Origin of the sequence: Collimonas humicola (assembly GCF_018304945.1) — a bacterium.
In the GTDB taxonomy this organism is placed as follows: domain Bacteria; phylum Pseudomonadota; class Gammaproteobacteria; order Burkholderiales; family Burkholderiaceae_D; genus Collimonas; species Collimonas humicola.
The window spans coordinates 1,035,068-1,057,103 of the sequence record NZ_JAGQEE010000001.1; the positions used below are offsets into that span (position 1 = coordinate 1,035,068).

Sequence of the window (22,036 nt, forward strand, 5' to 3'; positions counted from 1 at the left end):
TTTGAGTCCCCATGCGTTTACTCTCTAAGGGTCTTAAACATCTCCCGAACATCCTCCTCCGTGACGAAATCGGCTGGCGACGTGTCGGCCCCGCGTGAGAATCCGCCTCCTTCGACATCATCATCACGAGTGCGTTCTTCGCGCTCAGCTATCTCAGATTCGATCGATTTGATGGTTCGTGCGAAGTCAACTCCGAAGCGCTCATTGAGCTCCTTAAGTGATACATTCAACGCCTCCAGATCGCTGACGTCGGAGCAATTGTCACGATCATAATCCACACCGTCGCGGCGATAGTACTCAAGTCCCTCGCCCAACCGCTCTTCGTCATTTTCAGTCCATTCCGGCGCATTGTCTGGGAACTCAAGTAGTGTTATCCAATCCTGTGCCCCTACCGAATTTATGTTAGCAAGCAGTCCATCGATGACAACTCGATAGATCGATTGACCGCCCTGAGCCCAGAACCAAACACTCTCCTTCATCGTGCGAAGAGTCCGGACGGCGGCGCCGACATATACAGGCCGCTTCTCCCAATACGAAACAAGAAATGCGGCGTATATATGGGCCACGTCTACGAAGATCAAATCGTGAAGACTTTCAGCGAGTTCCATTATGACAGCTAAGCGAGTCTCTTCCTCGGAGTCAACATAGCGGCCTCGTGGCCCCTTGGGCGTGTCCTCCCATGTCAATGACTCACAGTACATAAGGCGCTCTATGTGCGTTCGCAATAAAGATGCGTTGGCACAAAGAACCGCTAGCAGAGGCTGATCTTGGCGCTTCGTTGCCAAATCCCATATATTCCTCAGTTGCTTGAAGCGCGTCGCATCGATCACCATGTCGAGCGCTCTAGCTGGAGTTCTACAAAGCACCCCGGCTGTAAAATCACGAATCGACGGATTCAGGAACCTCGCGCGCCCAAAGCGAAAGCTCAGAAACGCACCGTCAAGTTCATTGAGCGCTATGCGAAAATCTTCTGCGCTGCGAGGACGATGGTATCGGTCGCAAGCGCCCTGATGGATCGCCTCGAATGCCGGCTCAAGGTCGACTATGTCTACCAGGTCTCCGATAGAATAAAGTGTCAAAAGAAGATTGCGTGCTGGATCAGAAATTTGTGTCTCGAATGCATGTGACCAGAGACGCTCGGGTGACTGCAACAAATCGGTGATGCTCTGCTTGTACTGGTCGTACCGAGGCGACTGCAATCGCGTAAGCGATGAGAGCCATTCGATCAGGCGTGGATTGAAATGCTCGTGCTTGATGATTTCCAGGAAGAAGTCGTCCTCGAGTACAACGTCCTTGTACACTTGCGGCAGACTGCTGAAGTAGAGATGGTTGTAGAGAATCCGTGCGCGCTGCGCGAATGAGTAGTCGCCAAGTTCGAGAACACATTTATGAGCCAGCAGAGTGCTTTGAAAAAACCGCTCAGACATCTGAAAGGCTTGCCGCAGTACATGCTCGCGCGTTGTCAGTACGAAGCGGCTGTGTGGGGTGCTACGGACCATTTCCATAAAAGAGAGTAGCGCCACATCTTGGTTCATATTGAGGTAGGAACGCTGATCACCAAGGAAGGTCTGGCCTAAAAAATCGTCATAGTAGAAGATCTGCTTGCTCTGCGAGCGGAATAGCTTCTTGCCCTCGGAAATGTCGCTTTGCACCACGATCGGCTCATAGCCATCGTCGAGATGCGCATAGAGCAGCATTTCAGCTAGGGTTGTTTTGCCGATTCCAGGAACGCCAGAGATAATTGCCACACGCTGTTCATCCAGGATCTGTTGCGCGCGGGGGTACGCCTTGTTCTGCACGAAAACCGGAAGTTTTTTCCGTATACGCTCAACCTCAAACTGCGTGTGGCAGATTTCAGCATTATGGAGAACGCGTTCTATGACAGAGGTGCTCGTGAGCCAAAGCTTGAAGTTTGCTCGCTCAATCTCGGGATGTCGCGCGAGAAGGCCATCCAGATCACCCGCGCCTATGACATCCGATGCACGGAGGATAAATGGGCGCATGGTCTCAACGACTTTGTCTTTGTCGGCCGGAGAAAGGCCGAGCGATGTCACGATCAGGTATCGCGTTGGTTGCAGTCGCTGAACCTTTGGCAACTCAGAATTGCGGAGCTGCGATTGCAGGTTACTGAAGGTCGATGCAGCGAAGTGCTTGCATTGAACAATCGTAGTTCCACCGTCGAGCGAGCTGTACCGCAGGTCTATCCCCTGATCGCGCCCTGTCTTGAATGCCTCTACGGTTACGCCCCATTCTGCTTGAAGAAGATCACGAGTTAGCTCTTCGAAATCCTGGGGCGATAATGATTTGAAATCATAGCGCGTCATTTCTTGTGTCCCTCATACGCTTTTTTCGAGAGCAACTGTCGTGCAAACGTCTGCGTGCATATTTGCATTAAAGCAGCGACCGTTCCGCGCGTGAAAACAGCCACCAATTTGTATGTCAAAGTAGCCATCAATCAACGAGCGGTCACGGATCGTTGCCCTATATATACTTACTCATCTATGCTTACAAAATCAAAGATATATAGCAATGTTATCAATTATTGTAGTTGTGCCCCAATAATTCTCAGCCACTCGCGTATTTGCCCGCTCTGGTCGGAATGATCGAGTCGAACCGAATTCATACGACTTATGGCGCCGCGATTTAAGCGGCGCTTTGCGTTGCTTGCCTTTCTTGATTGCTTCTCGTCGTCGAGATCTGCCCAGGCGTTTGGTGAGCCTGATGAGGCGTGCACTAATTCCGCGACAAGGAAAGGAACATCATCAAAGTCGCGCACAGGTGCAAGTGCTATACCGAATTCTTCATTGATGGCGTCAGCATGAATGAGGTTTTCCATTTCCCTACATGTGGTTGTAAATGCACGACAATTTCCCCCGCGCGCATTCACGCGGTTCGCTGCATCTTGATACTTCGGCGGTGCTGGGGGCGCCACGTCGCGATCCATAATATGGATCTCTGGCAGGTTAAGCCCTTCAAGGCGGTTCGTCCAAAGTTCCAATGTTGAACCGCCCATGGGTATATATACAAGCTGGCCGGCGTTTTCAGCTGCCGATAAATTCGGAATATCGGCTTCAGTTGTCGACAATATTTCTGAAATGCGGTTCAGGAATTCCACATCGTTCGGGCCTTCAACGCCAACGAATACACGAATGTTGTGATTGGGCAGTATTCCAAGCGTGTCGCGGATGAGAGCGGCAGTAGCGTCGTCGTTCGGCGCTACGGAACGTGTGCCGACGTCATTCTTGCCGAGAAAACGCACGCAGTTTCTATCAATTTTCCGAGCCAACAATGGATTATGAGTTGTAAATACAATTTGATTGGCAAAGTCCAGTGATAGTTCTTGTAGGGCTTCCAATAGGAGTAGCTGGTTATTTGGGTGTTGGGACGTCTCCGGCTCTTCAATGGCGAGAATAATATCTGGAGCTCCGCGCCCACTTGATAGCTGCTCCGCCTTCGCACGGAAAAAATTAATTAGGAAAAGACGCCTTACTCCACTACCCCGTTTGTTTAAAGGCACTTGGCCTTCGCCAGTAAGGGAAACGGAGAAAACCTTGCTCCAATTGAATGATGAAAAAATCGGATTAAGCTCACCGGCCAGAGTTGGATCCATTTCTCGTATTTTTTCAATCGTCGCGCGCGTGACTTGTTCGACTTGTTCCATGACATAGGCTCCCACGGCTTCCAATTCAGCACTCTTTCCTGTAAGTGCCTCCTTGATCGCGAATTTTATCGGGTCTTGTGCTTCAGAATCTTGATCAGAACTTGGACGATCAGCGCGAAAGAGCTGATATAACGGAAGCGCATTCTGAAGCGGCTTCCAGATCGTCGCTTTTATCTCCACCGACACATCGTCAAGCTGGAGGCTTTCCAACGGTACGCTTGACCAAATGGCATGACGGATCGCCGATTTTACCGTTTGATTCACGCCGCCTAAATCTACGCCAAGCACCTGCGCACGTTCCCGAAGAGCCGCAATTGTTAGACTAAATAGATCACTATAATTTGGAGCAGTTGGATGGCGAGCTTCGACATATATTTCTTCGCATTTCAAGGCCGCACCAGAGAAGCGTTTTCTTATCGCTAAGCGGCCATCGTGATTTAGCAAATACTCGCTTTGCGGTGCAATCACAGCATCTGTATCGACCACTAATTCAGTTGGGATATTGTCGAATACGCAGGTGATCTCAATTGCTTCTGTGTTGCGCACGCCGATTGCACGATCTTCGCCATCAAGCTTTTCGAGATTAAAAAAAGCATCAAGAGCTTCAAGTACACTCGATTTCCCAACGTCATTTTTTGCGATGATGCAAGTTAGCGCGTCAAACGAGATGGAAAATTCGTCTCTGTAGCATCTGAAATTACGGATTCGTACTTCGGCTAGCTTCATCGTAAATATCCTTCGCATGTTTGCAAATATTGTTAACTGTTATTCATTAACGCTACCACTCTCCAATGCACTCACTGCAATTTCACATTCTCCCCTAATTGCTCCGTAGAAATATAGTTTAAATTAATTACAAGTTTAACTTGATTTATTACAAGTTAAACTTTAACATTCTTCCATTCTTACTAAAAGGAACTGGAATGGGTGATATGTCAGACATGATGCTGGACGGAACACTTTGCCAAGGTTGTGGCGTATTTCTTAACGAAGATGCGCCTGGCTTTCCATGCAGCTGCCGCAATTGCAGGGCCGAGGAAAAGAAGGCCAAAGCAGCAGCCTATCAGCCGCCGAAACCAAAAGCCAAATGCACTGTATGCGGTCGCAAGGTTAAGCCAACAGGATTGCCAGACCACATGCGCGATGCGCACAAGGTGCCGGCATGAGCTTTCAAATCACGATCAAGACGCAGGACGGCGGCACTGAAACCTACTCCGACATCGGTGATCGCAATGCGCTGATGGACGCTGCCTACGACGCCGGCGCACTTGGTGTAACTGTAATGGTGCGGCAATGACGCGAGCCACATTGTCCTCATGGCTGCTCGCCGTTTGCTTTTTTCTGCTCGTGTTCTCGGCCTATGCAATCTGCACTGACACCGACAGCTACGCAGCCCCAACATTGAAAGATCTCTGCGAAGCGCACGGCTGGCCGGACGATGAAAACAGCAAATTGGCGTTTCGTCGCGCATGCCACGCCGAACTGAAGCACGGCCATTAGCAGCGCCCGTTCACTCTACGACGCTCTGGCGTCACAAATTCAACACATTGAGGGTAATCACATGGAAGTCCAAGACATCATGACGATCGAAAGTGGCACGATTGCGCTGCTGAACAAGTCGGAAATCGAACAGCAGGTCACGACCGCACACAAATTCCCGCGCTCCATCAAAAGATTTCGCGACGAAGCCATGCAAATGGTGACTCTGACTGAAAAAGTGGCTGGCGAGTGTATCTATTCCCTGCCTCGCGCCGGGAAGACTATCGAAGGCCCGAGTGCCCGCTTTGCCGAAGTCATCGCGTCAGCATGGGGCAATAGCCGCGCCGGCGCACGTGTCGTTAGTGACCAGGGCGAGTTTGTGACGACACAGGGCGTTTTCCATGATTTGGAGAAGAACGTTGCAATTACCTATGAGGTGCAACGGCGTATTACGGACAGCCGTGGGAAGCGCTACAACGCTGACATGATCGGCGTCACAGCGAATGCCGCCTGCTCTATCGCGCTTCGCAACGCTATTTTGAAGGGCGTGCCGAAGGCATTCTGGGCTGATATGTACGACGCGGCGCGCGCTACTGTCATGGGCGACTTCAAGACCTTGGCGAATCGACGCGCCGATGCCATCAAGGCGTTTCAGTCCTACGGCGTGACGCAAGAACAAATCTGCTCAACGCTGGGCGTGTCCGGCACGGACGACATTGGCCTGGAAAAGCTCGTGACCTTGCGCGGCATCCTGACCGCTATTAAAGAAGGCGACACCACACCGGAACAAGCTTTCGCGAATGTGGACCTTCCTGCCGCGCCGCCAAAGATGCCTCAATCTAAGTCGGCAAAAGCGGCAGAACCGGTCAAAGCGGCCGAAAGCGCTGCACCGCAAAAAAAGGATGAGCTGCCGCTGCAAGAGCCAAAGAACGAATCGCCGCTTTCCGAGGCGCAGTTTGACTACCTCAAGATGAAGCTGGAAACGGCGGCCCTGAGCTCGACTGACATTCAGAGGCAGTTTGGCTTTGCCATGGCTGATATTACGAACGCCAATTTCAATGACGTTCTGACCTGGATCAAGAATCCGGCGGCCTGATGCTTACTTTCGATGAACCCAGCCACGTATATCGCTGGCACGGCGAAGTTGTGCCAAGTGTGACGCAGATTCTCAGCCCTTTGATTAATTACGCGATGGTGCCGCCCGAAGCATTGGAGCGCGCCCGACTGCTAGGTCAGGCAGTCCACCGCATGACCGAGTTGCACGACCTGGACGATCTGGATGAAGACAGCCTGGCTCCGGAGATGTTGCCTTACCTGGCCGGCTGGAAGACATTTCGCGCCGATACCGGCTTTGTACCAGACACCATCGAGAAGCGCATGTATCACCCGCTTCATGGCTACTGCGGCACATCTGACCGGACCGGCGCGGTGCGTGGCCGGCGCGCTGTCCTCGACATCAAGAAGATGATGACGCTGGGGCCAGTGATCGGGCCGCAGCTCGCCGCCTACCAGGCCACCCACAACTTGGAAGGCGCGGCGATTGTCGACCGCTACGCCTTGGGATTGCGCCCCGATGGAACGTACCGACTGGTTCCCTATACCGACCCAACAGATTTTGCAGCATTTATTTCACTTTTAACTTTACGGAAATGGAAACAAAGACATGGAATTAGTTGAGGACATCCGCCCCGCCACCCTCCCCGCTCTGCCTCAGAAGGCGGCATTGGAGAAAGTCGCAGATAGCGTGAATGCCGTCGCGAATTCAATCACGATCAATTCGCCGGCCATGTATGAGATTGCGGTCGAAGAGCTGACGGAGCTCCAGCGTAAGGTCGACGACCTGACAGAACAACGCTTCAAGATCACCCGCCCGATGGATGCGTCGAAGAAGGAAGTCATGGACCTGTTCCGTGGCCCGATTGAACGCTGCGAAGCCGGCATCGCGTTTCTGAAGAAGCTCATGCTCGACTATGTGACCGCCGAGAAGAAAAGAGCTGCGGAATCCCAGCGCATCGCCGACGAACAGGCCCGCCAAGAACGTTTGCGCCTGGAGAAGGAAGCCCGCGATCAGCAAGCGGCAGCAGATCAGAAGGTTCGGGAAGCCCAGGCTGCGGCGGAGAAAGCGGCAGCCGCTACCAAGGTCGCCGAGGAAGCAACCGCAGCCGGCGACACTGAAGCAGCAAACAAAGCCAGCGCCGAAGCACTAGCCGCTACCCAAATGCAGGCCGCCGCCCAAGCAGATGCCGAAGTAGCCCACGCTCGCGTCACGCTCAATCAAACCATCGCCAGCGTCATGACCGCCCCGGTCGTCGCCAGCGCGGCGCCAAAGATTGCCGGCGTATCCACTTCAGAGCGTTGGACTGCTGAAGTCACCGACCTGCTAACGCTGGTTAAGTATGTGGCTGCCAATCCTCAGTACATCACGTTCTTGCAAGCAAACATGACGCCAATCAAGCAGATGGCGACCTCGCTGAAAGCGAACATGAAGATTGATGGCGTTCGCGCCTTCCCGCAGGCCGGCATCACCGCCCGCCGCAAGTAATCCGGTATTTAGATAGGAACATATTATGACCGAAACCAGGATAGACCACTTCAGCGATGAAGCCGCTCAGAAAGCGCTCGACTTCCTACGTTTCCAGGCCGGCGAGGCCGCGATCTCCCGCGCCAATCGCATCTACATGGAAGAGTTTCGGAAAACGATCAAGGCCAACTGTATGGCCGCTAGTTCCGAGAAGACCCTCACAGCCCAGGAGCGCGACGCCTACTCCAGTCCCGAATATATCGCGCACCTCGAAGCCATGCGCACCGCGATTGAACTAGATGAAGTCCACCGCTGGAAGATGGTCGCGGCGCAAGCAACGATTGAAGCATGGCGGACGCATCAAGCGAACCGCCGCGGCGAACAGAAGATGCAGTAATCAAACCGAATCCCCCCATTTTAACGAATCTACCTATAAGGACCGCAATGAAAACCAACGAATCAACGAACTCCGTCGCTCACATGCTCGATACCGTGTTGGAGCTACTGCAGCTGAAGAACGACGCTGCCCTTTCTCGGGCACTCGAAGTCGCTCCACCTGTTATCAGCAAAGTGCGCAACGGCGTGCAACCGCTTGGCTCCACGCTGCTGGTAAAGCTGCACGAGGCCACCGGTATAACCACCAAGGAAATCAAAGCGTTGGCGGGACTCGCAACTCAATGAAAAGTGACAATCCCATCATTCCGCCACTGCAGTATGGATCTGTATGCAGCGGTATTGAAGCGGCGACCGTAGCCTGGCATCAACTGGGCTGGCAACCGGCATGGTTCGCTGAAATTGAAAATTTTCCCTGCAACATCCTAGCGTATCACTATCCAAAAATTTCTAACCTGGGCGACATGACGAAGATAGAAGCAATGGTGCGTGCCGGCGACGTCGTACCTCCCGACGTTTTAGTTGGCGGTACACCGTGCCAAGCATACTCGGTAGCCGGCCTGCGCAATGGCCTTAATGACGCTCGTGGTCAACTTACAATTTCTTACGTAAATCTCGCAGATGCAATTGACACAACTCGATCTCTTCGCGGAGAGCAACCCGCTATTCTCGTTTGGGAGAATGTCCCCGGCGTCCTCTCAGATAAAACGAATGCGTTCGGCTGCTTTTTGGGTGGGCTTGCCGGCGAAGCTTGCGAGCTCGAACCTCCAAGGGACCACAAGCGTCGGCGAAAGTCATGGCCGAACGCTGGTTGTGTTTATGGACCCAAGCGCACAATCGCATGGAGGGTCATCGATGCCCAATACACAGGAGTGGCCCAACGACGCCGCCGTGTGTTCGTTGTCGCAAGTGCTAGAGACGACTTCGATCCCACAGAGGTACTTTTTGAGTTCGAAGGCATGCGCCGGGATACTCCGCCGAGCCGTGAAAAGGGGCAAGGCATTACCGGCACAATTAGCAGCCGCTCTTCAGGCGGTGGCGGATTTGGCACAGATTTCGAATGCGCCGAAGGATTGCAACCAGTAGCCTTCGGTGGAAATAACACGAGTGGATGCATAGATGTCGCCACAGCGCGCAACGCATGCGGCAGTGCCAGCGGAAGAATGGACTTCGAAACTGAAACGTTCCTAATTCAGCATGTCTCAGGAACGTTGCTGTCAAATGGCAAGGCCGCCGGAAGCGCGACTCAACAGGATGCAGAGTGCGGCATGCTGGTGCCAGCATACAGCGCGGCTGCCCCTATCGCATTCAGCAGCAAAGACAACGGTCGCGATACCTGTGTCGACCTTTCGCCAACCCTGCGATCTGGTAACCACGATAAGAGTCATGCCAATGGCGGCCAGCAGCCGGCAATAGCATTCGATTGTCGCCAGGATCCGATTAGTAACGATCATGTGTTCGGGGCCTTGGGTGGTTCAAGCCCACAGGCGCAGGCGGTTTGTGTCACTGGCGACCTGACGCACACACTGAAGGCTGAAGGATTTGATGCCAGCGAAGATGGAACTGGGCGCGGCCAACCGATTGTAGCGGCCTTCGCCGAAAACAGCCGTTCGGAGATTCGTATAGAGGGTGGTGATGGCAGCCGTACTGGGGCGCTATCAACGGGTGGCGGCAAGCCTGGACAAGGTATTCCGATGGCAATGATCGGGATGGCAGTTCGTCGCCTTACGCCGCGTGAGTGCGAACGCCTGCAGGGATTCCCAGACGATTACACACTAATCCCGACCGCACGCGGTTCGTCCGTCAAACCCCACGAGATGGAAGAATGGATCGTGTACCTACGCGCTGAGTATCCACATATCACTCGGATGGAAGCGAAGCAAATGGCGCCGGATGGGCCGCGCTATAAAGCGTTAGGCAACTCGATGGCCGTCACTTGCATGCTGTGGTTAGGCCGCCGCATTCACAACGCCTTGAACTTCGCCCATGAGCGCGAGATTGCGAGGGCCGCATGAATCTACAGCCCTTTAATCGAATGATGTGGGTCTGCGCCGTCGACGATCAATTTTCCTTGCTGAAGTCCGGCAGCGACTGCGGCCGCTTCATTCGAATACACAGGAAGTACCTGCGAATACAGAATTTTCATTCCGGCCCCTTTCGAATCCACATCCCCCGGCCGGCAAATGAAGGCTGTATACGAATAATTTGGATTTGGAGGAGGCGGTCCGTACTCCAAAACCGGGAGCACCGAAATCTCGAATCCGCTGTAAAGAACATTCACGCGTTCAGCCATAGCGATCTCCTACATCAAAAGGCAATCCTACCATGACCACAAACCCATTCAAGTGTCACGATGAAGCGGCGGTGCTGGACGACCATGCGGTCGATCTGCTGGCTAACGCGATGAAGAAAAAACTTCAGTTGAAGCGCGAGAAAGGTAGCGCCGGCTGGAACGACATGGGCCAGCGCACTGGAGAGCACCTGGCGCAACTGCTCCTAAAAGCGGTCGCCAAAGGCGATCCCATCGACGTCGCGAACTTCGCGATGATGCTCTTCTGCCGGCACGAGGATCACGGCGCCCTTAAGGCAGCATACGCCGCAGCTATCACACAAAATCACGGTGACACGCTGCGCATGGACTGGCTTGATGCTCAAGACCACATCCATGCACTGCAGTGGCAGACCGGCGGTCGCGGCACGCCGATCAAAACATCCCTTTACGATCGTAACCGGATTTCACTTGGTGAGGGAATCTCTCTGCGCAAAGCGATCGATGCAGCCATGCAATCCCAGGGAGCAACGTAATGGGCTATTTGAACCCGCTGCTTCAACTTCCAGCCGGCCGAGATTTGCTGCAGCTTCCGGCGGAGGATCGCATTCGCATCGCCAAGGTAATGCGCGCCCTGCGACGCCAGGCCAACACCGAAGCCGAGAAATCATGGGCGAAACGAAAGGGGCCGATGGCAGCATATTGGCGCGCCGTATCGACATATGCACGACACATCGCGCATGCCCTTGAACACCAAAAAATCGAACAGCCATGAGTCGAAAAATTATGATTGAGGCGAAATGATGGGAATATTTCTAGATCAGAATGAGGTCTCCGAGTTGACTGGCCGAAAGATGAAAACTCGCCAGATTGTCGCACTTCGCCAAATGGGAATACCATTTTTCATAAATGCAACTGGCCACGCGATAGTAACCAGATCTGCTATTGAAGGCCGAAAAGATGACACGCCTAAAGCCGCCTGGGTGCCGCGCATGCTAAGGACGGCAGGATAATGGGAAGGAAGCCGACAAAGAATTTGAATTTGCCGCGCGGAATGCGCAAGCGTAAGCAACGCAGCGGCAAGATCTACTACTACCTGGATACGGGTGCCTTACCACGCACGGAAATTCCGCTCGGATCGGATTACACACTGGCTGTCAAAAAATGGGCTGAGCTGACTGCGAGCGTTGCGCCTAGAGGAGCATTGATCACCTTCCGTTATGTCGCCGAGCGCTTTCAGAAAGAATTTTTACCTACTAAGGGATCGGCTACGCAGGGTATATACCTACGCGAATTTAAACAGCTCTTCAAGTTTTTTGAAGATCCGGAAGCAGCTATGGAAAGCACGGAGCCAATCCATATTCGTCAATATCTCGATTGGCGCAAATCAGCAAAAGTTCGAGCAAATAGAGAAGTTGCACTCTTCAGCAATGTCTGGAATTTCGGCCGTGACAAAGGACTTATCAGCAAAGCCAATCCATGCACCGGCGTGAAGCGATACAAAGAGAAAGGCCGCGACATCTACATCGATGACGACATCTACAGAATGGTATGGGAGGCCGCTGAAACACCATTGCGTGATGCCCTGGACATCGCCTACCTCACCGGCCAACGCCCCGCCGACGTGCGCAAACTATCCCGTGCTGACATCAAGGACGGAGCGCTGCACATAAAGCAAAACAAGGGAGAAACCAAACTGCGCATATCTCTTGATGGCGAACTTGGTGCTATCATCGAACGCCTCAACAGCCGCAAGGTCATAGGTATGATGCTGATCAACAATGAAGACGGCGAGCCAATGACCTATTCTATGATCCGTGGAGCATTTGATCGTGCACGGGACGCTGCTGTTCTGGCAAATCCCGACCGTGAAAAGGAAATCCGAGCATTTCAGATCCGCGACTTGCGTGCCAAGGCCGGCACGGATAAAGAAGAAAGCGGTGGCATGGAAAAGGCTCAGGCCCAGCTCGGACACTCCACCCCCGTAATGACATCGCATTATGTCCGGCACCGCCGCGGTAAGCTTGTCAGCCCCACAAAATAGCCAGATTTCTGCTCCGCAAACGAAAATCGCCCCGCGAGTTCATTGGGTTTCAAGCCGACTGCATTTATACAATTGCGGAGCGGCATAGATCCTAAGTCATTGATTTATATAAAATAACCAGCAGACTTAAAATCTCTCGCTCGTAAGGGTGTGCCGGTTCAAGTCCGGCCTCGGGCACCAATGAATATAAGGCTCTCAGCGATGGGGGCCTTTTTTCATTATTTCCGCAATTCGGGATTTTTTCCGCAAAACCCTCGCTTGCACCGTTTGCCCATTTAGCCTTTGATCGGCCATGAACCTCTGTTGCGAGGTATTTTAAGGTAATCAAGGGCCACTGCACCTCTAGGCGAACCACTATTAGAATGCATAAAAAACCAGCCCTCTTTGCGGTTTTCCATTTTCTGATGTAGCTCCCGACTTCCTGACAGAGGCTTTTACAGACATTGCCCTCTACGCTACCGGCGTGTTAATCAAACCTGTCCAATTCAAACCAGCCAAACGTGCCGCCGAGCGCACCAGGCATAGCAGCTGATGATCCCGCCGCTTTGCGCGACGACTGCCAGAAGGAACAGGAGGCGCTCAGGCGCGCCGGGCGCTGACGGTATACCTGCCGCCGGCATGTTGTTACGGCAGCGTCTGAAGCCGCTTCACGCGGCTTTTTTACGTCCCGACATTGTTGCCTTGCTATGAAAAAAGCTGTCGGCTAGGACCTGCACGTCGGGTAACAACAGCGCATTGCTGCGCCGCCGCCCCCTAAGAACGGAGCATGCGACTTTCCCCGTCCGATCAAACTCGGCGCGCGCCCCGCTCAGGGCTTCAAGTCCTTCCGCTGCGCAAGCATTCTTATCTCCTGAATTGAGAAGTGCCCCCCTTTAGGGCTGTCAAGTTTTACAGCTATTAATCACAATGTGTGGATACTAAGATGGTCTGGCGCCGTTTCGGAACCATTGATGGTCCTGGCCAGGCCGAAAATAAGCTCAAGGAAACAACGGGCGCGAAACTATTAACCACTTGAAAAGGAGTTGAAAATGTCTGAGAAATTCATTCAATGGCAGGCGAACACTTTTTTTGGCATGGGAGTGGAGGATCAAATCGCCGGCGCGGCACTGGGACTATATCCTCTCGGAGCATCGGGGGCAAATTTGGTATGGAACATCGATCTCATCAAGAACGTGATCCTCCTCGAGGCCGGCGGACAAACATTGGCGGTTGACTTCAAAGATGGGCGGGTTGCCGCCGAAGTGCCGATTGTTCTCTCCGTCTACAATGGGGCGCCAACGAAATCGCAGCAATGGAGCTTTACTGCGCGGAAGGGCTACATCACGTCGTTGGCGAACACTTCTCTGGTCATCGATGACAAAGTCAGGGGCACCACCCCAGGCAATCCGCTCTGGGCTTATCCCTTCAATGGCTCTATCGCGCAGCAATGGAAACCCCAAGATCCGTATGCGTTTCTCGCAACAGGATCAATAGGTTTTCAGTAATCTGAATTCAAATTAGAAGTGCAACTTTGTAAAAATTGCACTTCTAATTAAAAACATAAGGCCTTAACTGCAAATTCTGCTCATACCACTAACCACACAACACTTCCTAAATCCCATTCGTTCGCAATCGCCCCAAGCTGGTGGCCAGTCGTAGTCTTACGGTTTGCCAGTTGGTCAACGAAAGGATGCGCTGCTGTTGCGCTCCAGCTAAGTCGCTTTGCGCCTTGAGCAACTCCGAAATATTACCCACGCCGGCCTTATAGCGCCCGTTTGCCACCTCGAAGGATTGCCGAGCGCTGCCGCAACAGGATGTCGGTACTTTTCAGGTTCTCCGCTTCGGTACGCAGCGCCTAGTTACTTTTCCAGACTTCCAGCATGACCTGCTGTTCAACGTTCGTCAGTTCGGCTTACAGCCATATCTGATCCTGACACTATATCAGTGTACCCACCCGCCCCTTTTACGCATGACCTTCTTTCGTAAATAATGGATAGCTGTCATCGTCCATTGCAGCCTTCTCGTGAAAATCGGCAACCATCGACAGGCGCTCTACAAACTGCTTTGCCTTGCACGCGGTATCGCCGGCGGCGTTCACAGCTCCCTCCAGGATCAAGCCGTCCAGGGCATCGTTCTGGAACGCTTCATTCTTACAGCTAGCACCAATATCTAAAAGACCTATCGCCCGGTGTCGTGATTGATGTTGGCACCTACGATTGAGACTAGAGAACAAGCCTCCAATTTAGCAGCTAAAAGCCAAAGCTTCCCAAGTTCATCTAGGTTCCTTGAACTGAGTCCTTGCGATTGGACCAGGCAGGGGAAAGTATTTCATACGCCTGCTCTGCCTTTGGGCTGCGGTGTTGTGATGGGATCCGGCACATCAACATCAAGAAAATTCGGAGCCAGATGGCTGTAACGCAAGCCTTGAGATATGAGCGTAGTGACACGCGGCAGACAACACTGGAATTGATTAGGAAATGAGTTCTTGAATAAAAAATAAATATCATTTTTTGATCAAGATTTCTCTATGCAAATACGTTAAATTTCCCACACGCAACATTGTCTGCGCGCAAACAAATATTCATATTACATTGATACGAATGTTACTCATTGTTAAATAAAATGGCTATTTAAAGAAAATCAGCCAATCATGTAACGTTAGTATCTTGTGGGCAATTTTATGACCAATGAAATCAGCTAGCCCTTTCTCGACGCTGCCATCCAGAACTCAATACAGATCAACACAAATATTCTCCCGACCGATTTTTTGTGCGCTTTTTCTCTAATTTAAATTGATCGCAATTTTAAAGGGAAATAAAAATGAACAAAATTTATCGAATTATTTGGAGCAAAGTCACGGGTGACTATTGCGTGGTTGGCGAGCTGGCGAAGAGCAATCGGAGAGGAACGACTACTGTTTCTGCGAAGCGGAGCACCAAGCTATCTGATGCAATAGGGCGAAGTTTTCTTCTGAAGCCGATCGTTAGAGGCGTTGCTACTATCTTCTTTATGATGGTTGCGGCGGATGCCGCGTGGGCTGGCGCAATTGGTAATTGTAACGGTACTAGCACCGGAGATTATGGTAGTACTGTTTCTGGTGGTGGTCCTTGGCAGACATCCAATTGGTCTGGCGGCGAGGGGAATTGCGGTACTGGTACCGGTGTGATTATTTCAGAAAACAATAATGCGAGCGGCGGGGTGGCTGGTACTAGTGCATATATGTGGATTGGCGCTACCGGAAATAATGCTACTGGGGCCATTACGCTTTATGGGCCATCTGGTATAAACCTAAAAGGCAACACAGCTGTGACCGGTACTTTTTCCAGTAGCGGTCTTGCGACATTTTCCAGCGGAGCCAGTCTGGCAGGAAATCAGCTTACCAATGTCGCTGCAGGTACAGCCCCGACTGACGGGGTGAATTTCAGCCAGTTGAGCTCGTTATCGACGTCGACATCGACTGGCTTGAGCACGACCAACAGCAATGTGACTTCGCTGTCGACGTCGGCCTCAACTGGTTTGAGCACAACCAATAGCAGCGTATCGTCATTGTCCACGTCAACATCGACGGGTATTAGTACGGCGCAAAGCGGAGTCAATTCGCTATCCACGGGCCTGAGTACAACAAATAGCAATGTGGGTTCTTTGTCCACCGGCCTGAGCACAACCAACAGCAATGTGACTTCGCTGTCGACCTCGGCTTCAACTGGTTTGAGCACAACCAATAGCAGCGTATCGTCATTGTCCACGTCAACATCGACGGGTATTAGCACGGCGCAAAGCGGAGTCAATTCGCTATCCACGGGCCTGAGTACAACAAATAGCAATGTGGGTTCTTTGTCCACCGGCCTGAGCACAACCAACAGCAACGTGACTTCGCTGTCGACCTCGGCTTCAACTGGTTTGAGCACAACCAATAGCAGCGTATCGTCATTGTCCACGTCAACATCGACGGGTATTAGCACGGCGCAAAGCGGTGTAAATTCGCTGTCCACCGGCCTGAGTACAACGAATAGCAATGTGGCTTCGCTGTCGACCTCAACGTCGACGGGCTTAAGTACCACGAACAGCAGCGTAACCTCACTGTCTACATCTGCTTCGACAGGTATCACTTCACTGTCCACGGGATTGAGCACAACAAATAGCAGCGTATCTTCGTTGTCGACCTCGACTTCGACTGGTATCAGCACGAACGCCAGCAACATCGGTTCGCTGTCGACAGGGCTGAGCACAACCAACAGCAACGTGACGTCGCTGTCGACGTCGACCTCGACCGGCATCAGTACCAATGCCAGCAACATTGGTTCGCTGTCGACCGGGTTGAGCACGACCAACAGCAATGTGACATCGCTGTCGACGTCGACCTCGACCGGCATCAGCACCAACGCCAGCAACATCGGTTCGCTGTCGACTGGCCTGAGCACGACCAACAGTAACGTGACTTCGCTGTCGACCTCGGCTTCAACTGGTTTGAGCACAACCAATAGCAGCGTATCGTCATTGTCGACGTCAACATCGACGGGTATTAGCACGGCGCAAAGCGGCGTCAATTCGCTTTCCACGGGCCTGAGCACAACAAATAGCAATGTAGGCTCCTTGTCCACCGGCCTGAGCACAACAAATAGCAGCATATCGTCATTGTCGACGTCAACATCGACGGGTATTAGCACGGCGCAAAGCGGCGTCAATTCGCTTTCCACGGGCCTGAGCACAACAAATAGCAATGTGGGTTCCTTGTCCACCGGCCTGAGCACGACCAACAGCAACGTGACATCGCTGTCGACGTCGACCTCGACCGGCATCAGTACCAATGCCAGCAACATTGGTTCGCTGTCGACAGGTCTGAGTACGACCAACAGCAATGTGACATCGCTGTCGACGTCGACCTCGACCGGCATCAGTACCAATGCCAGCAACATCGGATCGTTGTCGACGGGTCTGAGTACGACCAACAGCAATGTGACATCGCTGTCGACGTCGACCTCGACTGGCATCAGTACCAATGCCAGCAACATTGGTTCGCTGTCAACAGGTCTGAGCACGACCAACAGCAATGTGACCTCGTTGTCGACGTCAACCTCGACCGGCATCAGCACGAACGCCAGCAACATCGGATCGTTGTCGACGGGTCTGAGCACAACAAATAGCAACGTATCTTCGTTGTCGACCTCGACTTCGACGGGCATCAGCACTAACACCAGCAACATCGGATCGTTGTCTACTGGTCTGAGCACAACCAACAGCAATGTGACGTCGCTGTCGACGGGCATTTCCTCCTTGTCGACCGGGGTTGCTAATTCTGTTCAGTATGACAATCCAGGCCACACTAGAGTTACTTTGGGGGGAGTTGGTGCTACGACACCAGTGACTCTCACGAATGTAGCCGCAGGCGTGAATCCAACTGATGCGGTGAATTACAGCCAGTTATCATCTTTGTCTACGTCGGCATCGACGGGCATCACGTCGCTGTCAACTGGTTTGAGCACGACGAACAGCAACGTGTCATCGCTGTCGACATCGACATCGACAGGGATTAGCACGGCACAAAGTGGGGTAAATTCACTGTCGACAGGTTTGAGTACGACGAACAATGCTCTGTCATCGTTATCCACATCGACTTCGACAGGCTTGAGCACCACCAACAGCAACATCACATCGTTGTCGACGGGCTTGAGCACGACAAACAACAATGTCATGTCGTTGTCGACTGGACTGTCATCATTGTCGACGGGACTGGGCCAAATTACAGGAATTTCAACTGCTAATGCTGCGTTGACTCCGTTGGCCGCTGCTTCAAATAACGCGATTGCAAATGGAGCTGCGCTAGGGGGCACCACAATGGGTGGTGCCAACGCCGATGGTACCGTGCAAACTCGCAGTACTGCGGGTACCGCAATCATTAATGTTACGGCGGCAACATGTAGTCATGTCAGTGGCGTTGATGCCACTGGTTCCGGCCTATGTGCGCAAGCAACAAAAGATGGGGCGACGGCGCTTGGTTCAAACGCCCAAGCAACTGATTTCAACACTACAGCGGTAGGCTTTCGAGCGTTGGCCTCACAAGCCGGTTCAGTGGCAATAGGCAATAATGCCCAAGCAACCGGAGACCCTACTGTCGCGATTGGTCAAAACTCACTGGCTTCCGGCAATAATGCAGTAGCCGTGGGTGCAACGGCGCAAGCAGGTGGGGTAAATTCCGTGGCAATTGGTACCAACGCCCAGGCGACAGGAAACAATTCGGTAGCGGTCGGCGCAAATTCCGTGGCCAATGAGGCAAACACATTGTCGGTGGGTTCGACAGGTAATGAACGCCGGATTACCAATGTGGCGCCAGGGATCAATCCTACTGACGCGGTAAATGTGTCTCAGCTACAAAATGTGCAAAACCAGGTTGGTGACGTCAAACGCATTGCCTACTCCGGTGTTGCTATGGGCGCAGCTCTTTCAGGTGTGGTGATGCCTACTGTGAATCCTGGAAAAAGAGGGTTAGGAGTGGGATTGGGCTCGTACCAGGGCTATAACGCGCTTGCATTGCAGTTCAAACAGGTAAGCACTAGCGGCAATAGCGCCTGGGGAGCAGGTGTCAGCACTACCGGTCAAAACACAGTTCTGCAGATTGGATACGGATTCACCTGGTAGATTTTACCGGCAGACATTACATTAGTGTGCTGCTGCGGCAATTCTCAATTTTCGTGCCTAGAAAGATCTCGATAGACGTCCAGCGTTAGAAGAGGAGTGAATCAAATTCGCTTCAACAGAGGGGAAAATAAATGCTGCCATTGTGTTGTCATTCAGGAGTCTAAACCGCCCCAAAGTAGCCCAATTAATGACAGCGTTATATTTTTAAGCTTCGATTTAAGACGATATATTGGTGAAGGCAGCGGGAATCGAACCCGCGGCCCTCTTATACCGTTTGCGTACACCTAAGGTCAATTCAGAAAATCGGTCGTTTAATGGGTGACCTGACATTTGATATCAGATTAAGTGGGCACTACTCAACTAAGTAAATAATGGATAGCTGCCATCGTCCGTTGCCGCCTTCGCGCGAAAATCCGCAATCATCGAACGGCGCTCTACAGCTGCTGAATCACCATCAATTGGAAGACACTTTCGACCGTTCGCAACTGGTCGATTACAGCCACGGACGATAGGCAGCTTGCGACCCGTTTCAGCCGTACGATGCCGGACCTGTTGAATGACGGTCTAGGAGGTCAATCAGACACCCAAAGGACGGCGGTGTGGCTGTTCTAACTGACGGTCTCGGCCCCGGCAGGAGAACACGACAGGACATCCAGAAGGCGTTCAGCGTTCCGTTGAATGCGTTGCAAGCAGTTGCTGATGACGTGCTTCGGTTGCATCGTCGGCAGGGAACATGCATTCCAGGCGTAGCTCCTGCGCAGCAATATTTTGCGGTGTTCCAACGCTCGTTACCATCGAAAAATAACGAAGAACCACACCCTCGCTGATAAAACCAAGCGGAATAACCGGCATCGCGGGCGCCACGGACGGCGCATGATACGTCTTCCAGTCGCGCGGCACGTCGGGATACGCAAGCAGTTCATCGAGCAGACCTTTGGTGCGATCATCAATCACGTGGCCGACCGATTCGCGATACACCCGTTGCAGCAGGCTTCGCGAGACGTTGTCCCAATCGGCTACAAACGGGCGCATCCCCTTCGGATCGAAGATCAGATGCAGCATGTTGCGTGGACCTTCGCGCAAGGCCATGTCGATGAAACAGTTGAAAAAGCGCGGTGCTGCGTCGTTGGTCATCAGCACGTTCCAGTGGCGATCCATCACGATCGCCGGAAACGGTTCGTGCTGGCGAACGACACGTTCGAGCGCGCGAACGACACTGTGCATCTCCTGTGCGTTCCACGGCGCCTCCGAATACACGGGTGCGTAGCCAGCGGCGAGCAGCAATACATTACGCTCACGCAGCGGCACATCAAGCGTCTGCGCGAGGGTCAATAGCGTGTCCCGACCCGGCACGCTGCGTCCGCTTTCAATGAAGCTGATCTGGCGCTGCGAGACCCCGGCCTCGAGCGACAGATCGAGTTGACTCACGCCACGCACGTCTCGCCAATAGCGCAACAAACTACCAAGTTCACTCGGCGGAATTTTCGGGTCGGGACTAGTGACGTTCATCGGATTTCCCTATTCGAGACGGCTGATTATAGCGGACTCAGGCGGCGGGCGAATGCCAGGCAAATTCCTCGAACGTCGCTTCGAGTGCCGGCTGTGTAACGCTACCGGTGTAGTTCGTAATAGTAGATGCTGCAACCACCGCAATGACCTCAAGTATCTGCTCGGAGCTGAACCCAGCTTCGAGGAAGCGTCTCTGGTCCGATTCAGCAAGGCGGCCGCGCTTTTCGATCAGCGTACGCGCCAGCGTTGACAGCGCGGCGAGTCTGGCGTCACCAGGCAGGCCGCCGTGGCGGATTGCGTCAACATCAGCGGGACGCACGCCCTCCTTCAGCGCAAGCGCAGTGTGAAACGCGACCGGCCACTGACTGGCGTTTGTGATGGCGTTGGTCAGCAACACCGTCTGGATCTGCTGCTCCGTCAGGCTGCTCGCATGCACGCGCTCGAACAGGCCGATGAAACCGTTGATTAGCACCGGTGAAGCGGCCATCGTGGCCGCGATGTTAGGGATCAGGCCGAACGCCTGTTGCAGTTGCTGGAGCACGGGCTTCGATTGCTCGGGCGCGGATTCGATCGTGTGAACGGGATAGCTGGGCATGGTATCTCCTTGACGGTGAGCGCCACCGAATTGGTGGCGCGACAGCCAAAGAATAGAGGCGGCTGCGCTGTACGGCAATTACATCGAATGTAATTACCCTGCAGCGCGAGGCTCAGTTGGAAAAGTATGGATTCGACCTGCACACGGCTCATTGACGCGGACCCGGCATCCGGCGCTGCTTCACCCATCTCTATCGTGAGTTTCAGGACCAATCGAACAGCAGGTGTCGCACGTAAACCGGACGTAAATTCGAGCGTGGGAGGAGTCGCATCAGCGGCCGGAGATGGCCGATTACGGACTGCTGCGATGGATATTTTTCTCTAACGGATAAGGCTACGATTGACACTTAGCGTTCTCATTGTTTTTTACTTCTACATAGCCAGGCGAAACGCTGTACATCGCTAAAGAGGCTTTCCCATGGTGGACAGTCCACGCCATCATCTCCGTTGCCTGTCCCTTTTCATATTCGGCAAGATAAACGAAACGAACCTGATTTGGAAAGCATGATGCTGCAACCTGTCTTGCAGTCTTCAATGCGCCAAACGCGTTGATACTGCTCTGAGCTGCGTCCACGAAATTCTTTTGTGAGACATTTCGTTGCATCTCCTCTGACCCCAGCTGGTACAAGCCAAGGAAATTTCCCTCAGCGTAAAGACGCCGAAACTCCACAACACCAGCTTCTGCGGCTTGTCTATCCTTGGCAAAATGCCCGAACTCGACATCGCAGCCAGAAAACAATAATGTGGATAGCGTTAGCGCGAGTATTTTTTTAATATTTACCTTTTTACCCCAGCGCTGACCCAAGTCTATAAACGGCTGCGGAGCAGATATCTTGAACATTTCCGACTCTCTCCTAGATGGCCACATAACTATTCCCTCTATCTGCGTGTTTTTATTGCGTGTCTGCTTCTAGCCGTTTTGAGCTTGTCGCAAAAAGCTCAAATCGCCCC

At 52.8% G+C, this 22,036-nt stretch carries 21 protein-coding genes and 3 pseudogenes; 16 read left to right on the forward strand and 8 right to left on the reverse strand.

Annotation, left to right across the window (positions count from 1 at the left end; translation table 11 throughout):
* Positions 1–17: 17 nt before the first annotated feature.
* Both KHU30_RS04690 and KHU30_RS04695 read right to left on the reverse strand, forming a co-directional pair.
* Entirely contained in the window at positions 18–2,324 is a 2,307-nt protein-coding gene (locus KHU30_RS04690) for an nSTAND3 domain-containing NTPase (RefSeq protein ID WP_211441445.1), read from the reverse strand.
* Between the two features lie 215 nt (positions 2,325–2,539).
* On the reverse strand, positions 2,540–4,387 hold the full coding sequence (locus tag KHU30_RS04695) for an ATP-binding protein (protein WP_211441446.1): 1,848 nt from the start codon (positions 4,385–4,387) through the stop codon (positions 2,540–2,542).
* A 197-nt stretch (positions 4,388–4,584) separates the two neighbouring features.
* On the opposite strand from KHU30_RS04695, the gene KHU30_RS04700 reads away from it, so the two are divergent.
* The 9 genes from KHU30_RS04700 (at position 4,585) to KHU30_RS04735 (ending at position 10,069) form a co-directional block, all read left to right on the forward strand.
* Positions 4,585–4,827 (forward strand): hypothetical protein, encoded by a 243-nt coding sequence (locus tag KHU30_RS04700; RefSeq protein WP_211441447.1) that lies wholly within the window; start codon positions 4,585–4,587, stop codon positions 4,825–4,827.
* The gene (locus tag KHU30_RS25360; RefSeq protein ID WP_268907164.1) at positions 4,824–4,958 is read left to right on the forward strand and encodes a hypothetical protein; all 135 of its coding nucleotides are present in this window, start codon (positions 4,824–4,826) and stop codon (positions 4,956–4,958) included. The genes KHU30_RS04700 and KHU30_RS25360 overlap by 4 nt, the downstream gene beginning before the upstream one ends.
* Positions 4,955–5,161 carry a hypothetical protein gene (locus KHU30_RS04705; protein ID WP_211441448.1) on the forward strand — a complete coding sequence of 69 codons (207 nt, stop codon included), beginning with the start codon at positions 4,955–4,957 and terminating at the stop codon, positions 5,159–5,161. The genes KHU30_RS25360 and KHU30_RS04705 overlap by 4 nt, the downstream gene beginning before the upstream one ends.
* 61 nt (positions 5,162–5,222) lie before the next feature.
* The gene (locus tag KHU30_RS04710) at positions 5,223–6,236 is read left to right on the forward strand and encodes a hypothetical protein (RefSeq protein WP_211441449.1); all 1,014 of its coding nucleotides are present in this window, start codon (positions 5,223–5,225) and stop codon (positions 6,234–6,236) included.
* Positions 6,236–6,817: a hypothetical protein gene (locus tag KHU30_RS04715; protein WP_211441450.1), complete on the forward strand. Its 582-nt coding sequence runs from the start codon at positions 6,236–6,238 to the stop codon at positions 6,815–6,817. Before KHU30_RS04710 ends, KHU30_RS04715 begins: the two co-directional genes overlap by 1 nt.
* Positions 6,804–7,682 (forward strand): hypothetical protein, encoded by an 879-nt coding sequence (locus KHU30_RS04720; protein ID WP_211441451.1) that lies wholly within the window; start codon positions 6,804–6,806, stop codon positions 7,680–7,682. The genes KHU30_RS04715 and KHU30_RS04720 overlap by 14 nt, the downstream gene beginning before the upstream one ends.
* Positions 7,683–7,707: 25 nt before the next feature.
* The gene (locus KHU30_RS04725) at positions 7,708–8,058 is read left to right on the forward strand and encodes a hypothetical protein (RefSeq protein WP_230427182.1); all 351 of its coding nucleotides are present in this window, start codon (positions 7,708–7,710) and stop codon (positions 8,056–8,058) included.
* A 47-nt stretch (positions 8,059–8,105) separates the two neighbouring features.
* On the forward strand, positions 8,106–8,342 hold the full coding sequence (locus KHU30_RS04730) for a hypothetical protein (protein ID WP_211441452.1): 237 nt from the start codon (positions 8,106–8,108) through the stop codon (positions 8,340–8,342).
* Positions 8,339–10,069: a DNA cytosine methyltransferase gene (locus tag KHU30_RS04735; RefSeq protein ID WP_211441453.1), complete on the forward strand. Its 1,731-nt coding sequence runs from the start codon at positions 8,339–8,341 to the stop codon at positions 10,067–10,069. Before KHU30_RS04730 ends, KHU30_RS04735 begins: the two co-directional genes overlap by 4 nt.
* Positions 10,070–10,071: 2 nt before the next feature.
* Here the strand turns inward: KHU30_RS04735 and KHU30_RS04740 are convergent, their stop codons facing one another.
* The gene (locus KHU30_RS04740) at positions 10,072–10,347 is read right to left on the reverse strand and encodes a hypothetical protein (protein WP_211441454.1); all 276 of its coding nucleotides are present in this window, start codon (positions 10,345–10,347) and stop codon (positions 10,072–10,074) included.
* A 32-nt stretch (positions 10,348–10,379) separates the two neighbouring features.
* Here KHU30_RS04740 and KHU30_RS04745 point away from each other — a divergent pair, with 32 nt between their 5' ends.
* The 5 genes from KHU30_RS04745 (at position 10,380) to KHU30_RS04765 (ending at position 13,851) form a co-directional block, all read left to right on the forward strand.
* Entirely contained in the window at positions 10,380–10,859 is a 480-nt protein-coding gene (locus tag KHU30_RS04745) for a hypothetical protein (protein ID WP_211441455.1), read from the forward strand.
* Positions 10,859–11,098: a hypothetical protein gene (locus KHU30_RS04750; RefSeq protein ID WP_211441456.1), complete on the forward strand. Its 240-nt coding sequence runs from the start codon at positions 10,859–10,861 to the stop codon at positions 11,096–11,098. The genes KHU30_RS04745 and KHU30_RS04750 overlap by 1 nt, the downstream gene beginning before the upstream one ends.
* 28 nt (positions 11,099–11,126) lie before the next feature.
* Positions 11,127–11,336 (forward strand): DUF4224 domain-containing protein, encoded by a 210-nt coding sequence (locus tag KHU30_RS04755; RefSeq protein WP_268907171.1) that lies wholly within the window; start codon positions 11,127–11,129, stop codon positions 11,334–11,336.
* 41 nt (positions 11,337–11,377) lie between these two features.
* Complete coding sequence (locus tag KHU30_RS04760) at positions 11,378–12,367, forward strand: tyrosine-type recombinase/integrase (RefSeq protein WP_230427183.1); 990 nt, start codon at positions 11,378–11,380, stop codon at positions 12,365–12,367.
* A gap of 1,028 nt (positions 12,368–13,395) precedes the next feature.
* Positions 13,396–13,851: an RICIN domain-containing protein gene (locus KHU30_RS04765; RefSeq protein WP_211441459.1), complete on the forward strand. Its 456-nt coding sequence runs from the start codon at positions 13,396–13,398 to the stop codon at positions 13,849–13,851.
* Positions 13,852–13,957: 106 nt separating this feature from the next.
* Here KHU30_RS04765 and KHU30_RS25675 read toward each other — a convergent pair.
* Positions 13,958–14,137: pseudogene (locus KHU30_RS25675) on the reverse strand (TolC family protein); the annotation flags it as partial.
* Between the two features lie 172 nt (positions 14,138–14,309).
* The gene (locus tag KHU30_RS25365; protein WP_268907165.1) at positions 14,310–14,444 is read right to left on the reverse strand and encodes a hypothetical protein; all 135 of its coding nucleotides are present in this window, start codon (positions 14,442–14,444) and stop codon (positions 14,310–14,312) included.
* Between the two features lie 722 nt (positions 14,445–15,166).
* On the opposite strand from KHU30_RS25365, the pseudogene KHU30_RS25680 reads away from it, so the two are divergent.
* Together KHU30_RS25680 and KHU30_RS25685 are read left to right on the forward strand one after the other, a co-directional pair.
* Positions 15,167–15,262: pseudogene (locus KHU30_RS25680) on the forward strand (ESPR domain-containing protein); the annotation flags it as partial.
* A 507-nt stretch (positions 15,263–15,769) separates the two neighbouring features.
* Positions 15,770–18,982: pseudogene (locus KHU30_RS25685) on the forward strand (YadA-like family protein); the annotation flags it as partial.
* A gap of 663 nt (positions 18,983–19,645) precedes the next feature.
* Here the strand turns inward: KHU30_RS25685 and KHU30_RS04780 are convergent.
* From KHU30_RS04780 to KHU30_RS04790, 3 genes are all read right to left on the reverse strand, one after another.
* Entirely contained in the window at positions 19,646–20,491 is an 846-nt protein-coding gene (locus KHU30_RS04780) for a helix-turn-helix domain-containing protein (RefSeq protein ID WP_211441461.1), read from the reverse strand.
* Between the two features lie 37 nt (positions 20,492–20,528).
* Positions 20,529–21,086 (reverse strand): carboxymuconolactone decarboxylase family protein, encoded by a 558-nt coding sequence (locus KHU30_RS04785; protein ID WP_211441462.1) that lies wholly within the window; start codon positions 21,084–21,086, stop codon positions 20,529–20,531.
* A gap of 333 nt (positions 21,087–21,419) precedes the next feature.
* Positions 21,420–21,926 (reverse strand): hypothetical protein, encoded by a 507-nt coding sequence (locus tag KHU30_RS04790; RefSeq protein WP_211441463.1) that lies wholly within the window; start codon positions 21,924–21,926, stop codon positions 21,420–21,422.
* Positions 21,927–22,036 lie beyond the last annotated feature (110 nt).

Coding starts and splice junctions, on each gene's coding strand:
- KHU30_RS04690 (WP_211441445.1), bottom strand. CDS start 2,324: ATGACGCGCTATGATTTCAAATCATTATCGCCCCAGGATTTCGAAGAG.
- KHU30_RS04695 (WP_211441446.1), bottom strand. CDS start 4,387: ATGAAGCTAGCCGAAGTACGAATCCGTAATTTCAGATGCTACAGAGAC.
- KHU30_RS04700 (WP_211441447.1), top strand. CDS start 4,585: ATGGGTGATATGTCAGACATGATGCTGGACGGAACACTTTGCCAAGGT.
- KHU30_RS25360 (WP_268907164.1), top strand. CDS start 4,824: ATGAGCTTTCAAATCACGATCAAGACGCAGGACGGCGGCACTGAAACC.
- KHU30_RS04705 (WP_211441448.1), top strand. CDS start 4,955: ATGACGCGAGCCACATTGTCCTCATGGCTGCTCGCCGTTTGCTTTTTT.
- KHU30_RS04710 (WP_211441449.1), top strand. CDS start 5,223: ATGGAAGTCCAAGACATCATGACGATCGAAAGTGGCACGATTGCGCTG.
- KHU30_RS04715 (WP_211441450.1), top strand. CDS start 6,236: ATGCTTACTTTCGATGAACCCAGCCACGTATATCGCTGGCACGGCGAA.
- KHU30_RS04720 (WP_211441451.1), top strand. CDS start 6,804: ATGGAATTAGTTGAGGACATCCGCCCCGCCACCCTCCCCGCTCTGCCT.
- KHU30_RS04725 (WP_230427182.1), top strand. CDS start 7,708: ATGACCGAAACCAGGATAGACCACTTCAGCGATGAAGCCGCTCAGAAA.
- KHU30_RS04730 (WP_211441452.1), top strand. CDS start 8,106: ATGAAAACCAACGAATCAACGAACTCCGTCGCTCACATGCTCGATACC.
- KHU30_RS04735 (WP_211441453.1), top strand. CDS start 8,339: ATGAAAAGTGACAATCCCATCATTCCGCCACTGCAGTATGGATCTGTA.
- KHU30_RS04740 (WP_211441454.1), bottom strand. CDS start 10,347: ATGGCTGAACGCGTGAATGTTCTTTACAGCGGATTCGAGATTTCGGTG.
- KHU30_RS04745 (WP_211441455.1), top strand. CDS start 10,380: ATGACCACAAACCCATTCAAGTGTCACGATGAAGCGGCGGTGCTGGAC.
- KHU30_RS04750 (WP_211441456.1), top strand. CDS start 10,859: ATGGGCTATTTGAACCCGCTGCTTCAACTTCCAGCCGGCCGAGATTTG.
- KHU30_RS04755 (WP_268907171.1), top strand. CDS start 11,127: ATGGGAATATTTCTAGATCAGAATGAGGTCTCCGAGTTGACTGGCCGA.
- KHU30_RS04760 (WP_230427183.1), top strand. CDS start 11,378: ATGCGCAAGCGTAAGCAACGCAGCGGCAAGATCTACTACTACCTGGAT.
- KHU30_RS04765 (WP_211441459.1), top strand. CDS start 13,396: ATGTCTGAGAAATTCATTCAATGGCAGGCGAACACTTTTTTTGGCATG.
- KHU30_RS04780 (WP_211441461.1), bottom strand. CDS start 20,491: ATGAACGTCACTAGTCCCGACCCGAAAATTCCGCCGAGTGAACTTGGT.
- KHU30_RS04785 (WP_211441462.1), bottom strand. CDS start 21,086: ATGCCCAGCTATCCCGTTCACACGATCGAATCCGCGCCCGAGCAATCG.
- KHU30_RS04790 (WP_211441463.1), bottom strand. CDS start 21,926: ATGTTCAAGATATCTGCTCCGCAGCCGTTTATAGACTTGGGTCAGCGC.